Source organism: Kitasatospora sp. NPDC093558 (assembly GCF_040683475.1).
GTDB lineage: Bacteria > Actinomycetota > Actinomycetes > Streptomycetales > Streptomycetaceae > Kitasatospora.
In genome coordinates this window covers 1-7,976 of the sequence record NZ_JBFBDY010000297.1, presented here as the reverse complement: position 1 = coordinate 7,976, position 7,976 = coordinate 1, and the positions used below count along the sequence as shown (strand labels likewise).

Genomic DNA, 7,976 nt, shown 5'->3' with positions numbered 1-7,976 from the left:
AGTTGGGCGGCGTCGAGACGGCCCGTCGGCTCGGCGCGGTCGGCGCCGGCGGTGACCTCTTCGTCGACGGCGCCCTCGGCTCGCACACGGCCTGCCTGCACGCCGCCTACGCCGACGCCGACCACACCGGCACCGCGTACCTGACCGCGGGCCAGGTCGCCGACCACGTCGCCGCGTGCACCGAGGCCGGGCTGCAGGCCGGCTTCCACGCCATCGGCGACGCCGCCGTCGGCGCGGTGATCGACGGCGTCCGGGCGGCCGGAGCGCGGGTCGGCGCCGAGCGCGTCAAGGCGCTGCGCCACCGCGTCGAGCACGCCGAGGCGCTGGACGACAAGTCCGTCGCGGCCTTCGCCGAGCTCGGTCTCACGGCCTCCGTCCAGCCCGCCTTCGACGCCGCGTGGGGCGGTGCGGAGGGCATGTACGTCCAGCGCCTAGGCGCCGAACGGGCTGCCGCCCTCAACCCGTTCGCGGCCCTGCTGCGCGCGGGCGTCCCGCTCGCGTTCGGCTCCGACGCCCCGGTGACCCCGCTCGACCCGTGGGGGACGGTCCGGGCGGCGGCCTTCCACCAGACGTTGGAGCACCGGATCTCCGTCCGCGCGGCCTTCACCGCCCACACCCGTGGCGGCTGGCGCGCGATCGGCCGCGACCAGGACGGCGTCCTCGTCCCGGGCGCGGTCGCCAGCTACGCGATCTGGGCCGCCGGGGATCTGGTCGTCCAGGCCCCCGACTCCCGCGTCGCCGGCTGGTCCACCGACCCCCGCTCCGGCACCCCCGGCCTGCCCGACCTCACCCCCGGCCACCCCCTCCCGACCTGCCTGCGCACCGTCGTCCGCGGCCGCACGGTCCACCGGGCCGCCGAGTAGACCTATCCGGTCACGGCACTAGGTTGATCGGCATGACGATCAACCCGCTGGTCCCCGCCGAGTTCACCGTCCCGCGCACGCTGCTCGCCCAGGATTTCCGCCTGGAGCCCCTGGGCGAGCAGCACAACGCCTCCGACCACGCCGCCTGGACGAGCAGCATCGAGCACATCCGCGCCACCCCCGGCTGGGCCGGCCGCAGCTGGCCGCCGTCCGGCGGGATGCCGCCGGAGCAGAACCTCGCCGACCTGCGACGCCACGCCGCCGACTTCGCGAACCGCACCGGCTTCGCCTACACCGTCCTGGAACCGGGCCGGGACGAGGTGATCGGCTGCGTCTACATCTGCCGGGACCGCACCGACCCGTCCGTCGCGTCCGTCAGCTCGTGGGTCCGCGCCGACCGCGCCGAACTGGACGCCCCCCTCCATCACGCCGTCTCCACCTGGCTCGCCACCGTCTGGCCCCTCGGCGAGGTCCGCTACGCGCCCCGCTGACCCACCGCCCCCAGCCCCTCACCAGCCGCACAGCTCCCCCTCGCCTCCCGGCCACCGTCCGTTCCGGGGTACCTTCTTCGGACAGCGTCCGAACAACAAGCCACAGAGAGATGGTGCGCCGGTGACCATGTCCGTCACCCAGGAGCGGTCCGCTGCCGCACCCGAGCCGCCGGCCCCCGAGCGCCGGCCCGGCCGGCTCGCCCGGGCCGTCGCGAAGGTCCGCGCCGGCCTGCCCCGGACCGGCCTCGCCGCGCTGGCCGGTCTGCTGCTGGCGCTCGCGTTCCCGCCCTACGACCTGTGGCCGCTGTCGCTGCTGGGCGTCGCCGCGCTCTCGCTGCTCACCCGGGGCCGTACGGTCCGCCAGGCGGCGTGGACCGGCTTCGCGTTCGGCTTCCCGTTCTTCCTGATGCTCCTCAGCTGGCTGCGCGTGGTCGGCTGGGACGCGACGGTCGGCCTGTCGATCGTCGAGGCGCTGTTCATGCTGCTGCTCGGCGCCGGCCTCGCCGTCACCTCCCGGCTGCCCGCCTGGCCACTGTGGGCCGCGTGCCTGTGGGTGACGCAGGAGTGGGCACGCGACCGGATGCCGCTCGGCGGCTTCCCCTGGGGCCGGCTGGCCTTCGCCAACACGGCGACCCCGTACACCCCGCTGGCCGCGATCGGCGGCGCCCCGCTGGTGACCTTCGCGGTCGCCCTCTCGGGCGCCCTGCTGGCCTGGGCGGCGCTGCGCCTGCGCGGCCCGCGCCGGGCTCCCCGGGCCGCCGCGCTGGCGGGCCTCGGCGCCGTGGCCGCCCTGCTGGCCGGTTACCTCGTCCCGGTGCCGACCAAGGCCGACGACACCGTGGAGGTCGCGATCGTCCAGGGCAACGTGCCGAACCCGGGCATGGACTTCCTCGGCCGCCCGATGATGGTCCTCAACAACCACGCCTCGGCGACCGAGCGGCTGGCCGCCGACATCAGGGCCGGCCAGGTCCAGCGCCCCGACGTCGTGATCTGGCCGGAGAACTCCTCGGACCTCGACCCCTTCAGCGACCCGCTCGCCTACCAGCGCATCGACGAGGCCGTGAAGGCCGTCGGCCTGCCCACCCTGGTGGGCACCCTGGTGGACGGCCCGGACCAGCAGCACGTCCAGAACGAGGGCATCGTCTGGGACCCGAAGACCGGCCCGGGCGCGTCCTACACCAAGCAGCACCCCGTCCCGTTCGGCGAGTACGTGCCGTTCCGCGCCCAGCTGATGAAGGTGGTCACCCGCCTGCAGCGGGTCGCCCGCGACTTCTGGCCCGGTGACCACAACGGCGTCATGCAGCTCGGCCCGGCCCGGATCGGCGACGTGATCTGCTTCGAGGTCGCCTACGACGAGATCGTCCGCGACACCGTGGACAGCGGCGCCCGCGTGTTGGTCGTGCAGACCAACAACGCCACGTACGCCAGGACCGGCCAGCCCGAGCAGCAGCTCGCGATGTCCCGGCTGCGCGCGGTCGAGCACGGCCGGGCCGTGCTGATCGCCGCCACCAGCGGCATCAGCGCGGTGATCGCCCCGGACGGCACGGTCGAGCAGCGCACCCAGGAGCTGACGCCGGCCGAGCTGTCCGCCACCGTCCCGCTGCGCGACGGCACCACGGTCGCCGACCGGATCGGCGCCACCCCGGAGTGGACGCTCGCCGTCGGCGGCCTGCTGGCCTGCGGCGCGGGCCTGCTGGTTGCCCGCCGACGCCGGGGGAGCGCCGGAACACCGGCCGCCGGGGAATCGTTGGACCAGGTGGTGCCGTAGCCGGCCCGGACCTCCCGTGCGGCGCGAAGAGCACCGTCGGGAGTGGATCCGTACCGTGACCCAGCAAGCTACCCCCACCCGTCCGGCCCCGCGCGGAGGGCTCCGCCGGGTGCTGCCGCTGCTGATCACCGCCTGGCTGGTGCTGGAGATCTGGCTGCTGGTCCAGGTGGGCTCCTGGCTGGGCGGCTTCACCGTCCTGCTGCTGCTCATCGCCGGCGCCGTGATCGGCGGCTCGCTGATCAAGCGGGCCGGGCTGAAGGCGCTGTCCGCGGCGATCGAGCAGAGCAAGGACCCGCAGCCGCAGCAGCCCCAGACCGGCACCAGCATGACGGTCCTGGCGGGCCTGCTGCTGATCGTGCCCGGCTTCCTGTCGGACCTGGTGGCGCTCACCCTGCTGTTCCCGCCGACCCGCGCCCTGTGGCGGGCGGCCGGCCGCCGGCTGGCGGACAAGGCGCTGCGGAGCACCTCGGCCGTGGGCGCCGACGCGTTCGCGGACGCGATGCGGCTGCAGGAGCAGATCCGCATCCACCGCCCGGACGGCAAGGTGATCCAGGGCGAGGTGGTGGACCCCGAGGCGGGCCCGCGCGGCCCGCAGGGCCCGGACACCACCTACCGCCCGCCGATCAACGGCTGACCCCCTCGAAGGCGCGGACACGCGAAAGGGACCCTGGATTCCAGGGTCCCTTTTCGCGTCCTCCCGCCGGAGCGGGAGCGAGGGTCAGGCGCTCTTGCGGGTGTCCCGCGGGTGTACCGCGAGGTTCATCCCGCCGGAGCGGAGCACGGCCAGCCGCTCGGCCAGCACCTCCTCCAGCTCCTCGCGCGTACGGCGCTCCATCAGCATGTCCCAATGGGTGCGCGTCGGCTTGATCTTCTTCTCTTCAGGCTCGTCGCCGTCGAGAAGTGCCGCTTCCTGACCGCAGAAGCGGCATTCCCAGGTCGCGGGGATCTCCGCCTCGACCGAGAAAGGAACCTCGAATCGGTGTCCGTTCTGACATGCGTACTCGACGGTCTGGCGGGGAGCCAGATCGATACCACGGTCGGTCTCGTAGCTAGTGGCCCCGAGTCGCGTGCCGCGGAGAGCTCGCTCGCTCATGAATCGTGCCTCCCGGGCTTATGGCCCACAGGACTAGTGGTCGCTGTTCTTCGTCGTTCGGTCAACGCTCGGCTTCCGACGAAGATTCCCGTCCCGGGACATGCGTCGTCTGTCGTGCCGCCCCTGTTTGTACCCACCGGCGCCCGATTTGTCACATCTGGCCGGTGATATCACCCCAGGTGTCACCTATTTCACATCCGGTGATCGTGCGGCCTTTCCGTCACGAGCGTACCGGGACGGCTTTCGGCGGCCGTCGGCGCCCCCGGTTCCTTGCGGTCAGGAGATCGGACGGGAACGGATCATCGGCTCGCCCTTGCCGAGGTCGACCGGCCGGGCGCCGGACGCCGGCTCGCCGGGGCGGACCAGCGGCGGCTGCTCGGGGCGGGGCGGTGCGTCGGCCGCGGCCTCGGTGCGGGTGTCGCGGTGCGGCAGCAGGGCGATCACGGCGTCCCGCAGCGCGGCCGGGGCCTCGTCGTCCAGCGGGTCGACGGTGGCGGGCACCTGGAGCCGGACCGGGGCGCCGTTGCCGATGCGGGCGTAGCCGCGGCCGACCGGGGCGTGCGCGGCGGGCACGATGTCGAGCGGGACGCCGAGCGCGACGTGGCCCTCCTCGGGGCCGGCCGGGCCGAGCACGACCCGGGCGCGGGTGGTGGTCCGGACGGTGGGGGTGAGCCGGTCGCGGGCCTCGACGTCGTCGGCGATGACGACGGTGACGCGGGCGGCGCGGCCGTGCCGCAGCGGGAGTTCCAGCAGGTCCTGCGGGTCGGGGCGGCCCTCGGCGTGGGCGAGCTCGCTGAGCTCGGTCGGGTGGTCGAGCAGGAGCCACAGCGGCCGGGTGACGTCCTCCGGCGGGGCGCTGCCGGTGTGCCGGGCGGTGTTGAGCGCGGCGAGCCGCCGGTCGGTCTCCTGGGCGGCCCACTCCAGGGCGGCGAGGGCGCCGTGCAGGCTGGTCTCGACGGTGTGCACGCCGGGCCGGTTGACCAGGCACGCGTGCTCGCCGGTGCCGGCGCCGTCGATCACCACGAGGTCGGCGTACGGGAGGGCCTGGAGCGCGATCGAGCGGACCAGGCTGGAGGTGCCGTACCCGGCGACGCCGAGTGCGAGCAGGTGGGGCTCGCCCGAGCGCGGCCCGGTGCGCCAGATCACCGGCGGCTGCTGGGTGAGGGTGCCGCCCTGGCCGACCGGGATGGTGCGGGCGCTGCCGTCCTCGTCGGTGAAGCCGAGCACGATCTCGCCGGGGGCGGCCACGAAGCGCTGGGCGACGATGTCGGTGGGCAGCGGGCTCATCGCGGAGACCCGCAGCCTGTTCGACTCCTCGTCCCAGTCGAAGCGGTACTCGCGGGCTCGTCCGGCCTTGCCCTGGACGACCTGCTCGATCCGGGCCCGGGCGGCCGGCTCGGTGTCGGTGAAGTACGCGGGGTAGGTGAGTTCCAGCCGGGAGAGCCGGCCCTCGCCGTCGAACTCCCAGCTGCCGAAGGCGCTCTTGTAGCTGCCCTCGAAGTGGTACAGCGGGTTGGCGTCCTCGGGGCCGCAGAGGTAGGGCGTCAGCGCCGAGTAGAGCGCGGCGAGCTTGACGTCGGCGACGTCGGGCGCGGGCGCGGCGGGCGGCGCCTTGGGGGCCCGTCCGGCCCACGCGGCGCTGGCCATGAGCGCGATCAGGGCGAACAGCAGGCCGTGCGGCAGCAGGTAGATGCCGACGAGCATCGCGGCCGACAGGAACAGCGTGGGCCCGCGGCGCTCCCTGGGGGTGGCGTTCCAGCGGCCCTTGGCCCAGCCGGCGTGGTGGCGCAGGCCGCGGCCGATGACGGTGAGCGGGGCGAACATGTCGGAGGCGTGGTCCCCGGCGGTCCGGGCGATCTCACGGCCCTTGCCGAGGTGGCGGTGGAGCGACATTCCTTGACTCCCCGGGCGGTCGGGACGGGTGGGGGGTGAAGCGCATGGTGCTCGTGGTACGACGGGGCCCGGGGCGGTGGGATCCGCGCCCGGGCCCGTACGGGGGAGTGGCGGCGCTAGAACCGGAGGCCGCCGAGCAGGCTGGCGAGGCTCGCGCCGCCCGCGGTGATGCTCGGCGCGATCGAGGAGCCGGCGACGTAGAAGCCGAAGAGCGCGCAGACGATCGCGTGGGAGACCTTTAGTCCGTCCCGGCGGAAGAACAGAAAGGCGATGGTGCCGAACAGGACGATGCCGGAAATCGAGAGGATCACGTTCTGCTCCTCGGGGAGGGGGACAGGGACAGTGTCACGGAAAGTGCCCTAATCGTGACAAAAAGTAATAGATGATGGAACGGTGCAAATGGGTGGTTTCACCGCTCAATACCGCCGTGGGGCTCGGGTGGAGGTATGCGAACCGGCCCGGGTGGGGGCCGTGCGGCGCTCTGTTGCGGTGCGGCGAGGCATTCCGGCGGGTGGGCGGGAAGTTTCCCGGGGGGTCCGGAAGTTCGCTCGAATGGCCGCGCAACCTATCCGCCGGCGTGTCGTGCCCGGGGAAGCCCGTATCCGCCATCCGGACGCGTGCTGGTCCGGGCGTCCGCCCGGCGGTTACGGTGCGGTACGCGCCGCCAGTACGACCGGTACGACCGACCAGAGCCCCACCGACCGCGAAACCGACCACGAGAGGCCGCCCGCCATGACCGACGCCGCCAGCCCGCAGCCCGCCGACGCCCCCGACGCCGAGGTGATCGCCCTCGCCGGGAAGCTCTTCGACGCCGCCCGGGCCGGGGACACCGCCGCCCTGACCGCCGCCGTCGACGCGGGCGTCTCGGCGAACCTCACCAACGGCAGCGGCGACACGCTGCTCATGCTCGCCGCCTACCACGCCCACGCCGGCACGGTCGCCGCCCTGGTCGAGCGCGGCGCCGACCCGAACCGCGCCAACGACAAGGGCCAGACCCCGCTCGCGGGCGCCGTCTTCAAGGGCGCGGTGGACGTCGTCGACGCCCTGCTGGCCGCCGGCGCCGACCCGAAGGCCGGCTTCCCGTCCGCCGTCGACGCCGCCGCCATGTTCGGCAAGACCGAGCTCCTCGCCCGGTTCGAGGGCCGCTGAGCCGAAGTCGTAGGCTTTTCAACCATGGAGAGCACCGCCACCAAGGACACCGGCACCGTCGAGTTCCGCGTCACCGGCTACGGCCACCCCGACGCGCAGGCCCTGTCGGCGGAGGTGCAGCAGGAGTACGTCCGCCGCTACGGCGACCCGGACGAGACCGTGCTGCACCCCGACGACTTCGAGGCGCCCGCCGGGCTGTTCCTGATCGCCTACCTGGACGGCCGGCCGGTCGCCTGCGGCGGGTGGCGGGCCAAGCAGGCCGGCCCGCACGGGCTGCGCGACGGCGACGCCGAGCTGAAGCGGATGTTCGTCGTCCCGGACGCGCGCGGGCGCGGCCTCGCCAGGGGCGTGCTGCGCCGCCTGGAGCAGACCGCCGCCGAGGCCGGGCGCACCCGCTTCATCCTGGAGACGGGCACCGAGCAGCCCGAGGCCGTCGCGCTGTACCACTCCGAGGGGTACGAGGCGATACGGAAGTTCGGGATCTACCGCGAGCACCCGCAGAGCATCTGCCTCGGCAAGGAGTTCACCTCCGCTTCCGTCTGACCGGGCGTCCGCCGGGTAGGCTCCGGGCGAGACGGCTTCGGGGCACGTTCAGGGGGACGGACGGATGAGTCACCAACCGCCGGCGCCCGACCGGCTCCCCGCCCTGACCGCACCCGGCGGGGAGCTGGACCGGCTGGTCCGCGCCGGCGCGCGCGACGTCGGGGCGGGGGCGGTCT

9 protein-coding genes are annotated in these 7,976 nt (G+C 74.0%); 6 read left to right on the top strand and 3 right to left on the bottom strand.

Annotated features, from left to right (window positions below; translation table 11 throughout):
* From AB0O00_RS24145 to fxsA, 4 genes are all read left to right on the top strand, one after another.
* Positions 1-863, top strand: an 863-nt coding sequence (locus AB0O00_RS24145) for an amidohydrolase family protein (protein WP_363655013.1), incomplete at its 5' end; no start/stop codon positions are given.
* Between the two features lie 32 nt (positions 864-895).
* On the top strand, positions 896-1,354 hold the full coding sequence (locus AB0O00_RS24140) for an N-acetyltransferase (protein WP_363655011.1): 459 nt from the start codon (positions 896-898) through the stop codon (positions 1,352-1,354).
* Between the two features lie 127 nt (positions 1,355-1,481).
* Complete coding sequence (lnt, locus tag AB0O00_RS24135) at positions 1,482-3,122, top strand: apolipoprotein N-acyltransferase (protein ID WP_363655009.1); 1,641 nt, start codon at positions 1,482-1,484, stop codon at positions 3,120-3,122.
* A 55-nt stretch (positions 3,123-3,177) separates the two neighbouring features.
* Entirely contained in the window at positions 3,178-3,756 is a 579-nt protein-coding gene (gene fxsA, locus AB0O00_RS24130; protein ID WP_363655007.1) for an FxsA family membrane protein, read from the top strand.
* 84 nt (positions 3,757-3,840) lie between these two features.
* On the opposite strand, the gene AB0O00_RS24125 is transcribed toward fxsA, so the two are convergent.
* The 3 genes from AB0O00_RS24125 to AB0O00_RS24115 form a co-directional block, all read right to left on the bottom strand.
* Positions 3,841-4,215 carry an RNA polymerase-binding protein RbpA gene (locus tag AB0O00_RS24125; RefSeq protein WP_049655293.1) on the bottom strand — a complete coding sequence of 125 codons (375 nt, stop codon included), beginning with the start codon at positions 4,213-4,215 and terminating at the stop codon, positions 3,841-3,843.
* 276 nt (positions 4,216-4,491) lie between these two features.
* Complete coding sequence (locus tag AB0O00_RS24120) at positions 4,492-6,108, bottom strand: hypothetical protein (protein ID WP_363655005.1); 1,617 nt, start codon at positions 6,106-6,108, stop codon at positions 4,492-4,494.
* Positions 6,109-6,224: 116 nt separating this feature from the next.
* Entirely contained in the window at positions 6,225-6,419 is a 195-nt protein-coding gene (locus tag AB0O00_RS24115; protein WP_188305060.1) for a hypothetical protein, read from the bottom strand.
* A gap of 421 nt (positions 6,420-6,840) precedes the next feature.
* Between AB0O00_RS24115 and AB0O00_RS24110 the strand changes: the two genes are divergently transcribed.
* Both AB0O00_RS24110 and AB0O00_RS24105 read left to right on the top strand, forming a co-directional pair.
* Positions 6,841-7,257 (top strand): ankyrin repeat domain-containing protein, encoded by a 417-nt coding sequence (locus tag AB0O00_RS24110; RefSeq protein WP_363655004.1) that lies wholly within the window; start codon positions 6,841-6,843, stop codon positions 7,255-7,257.
* Positions 7,258-7,281: 24 nt separating this feature from the next.
* Positions 7,282-7,800, top strand: a complete 519-nt coding sequence (locus AB0O00_RS24105) for a GNAT family N-acetyltransferase (protein WP_363655002.1) — start codon at positions 7,282-7,284, stop codon at positions 7,798-7,800.
* Positions 7,801-7,976: the final 176 nt, after the last annotated feature.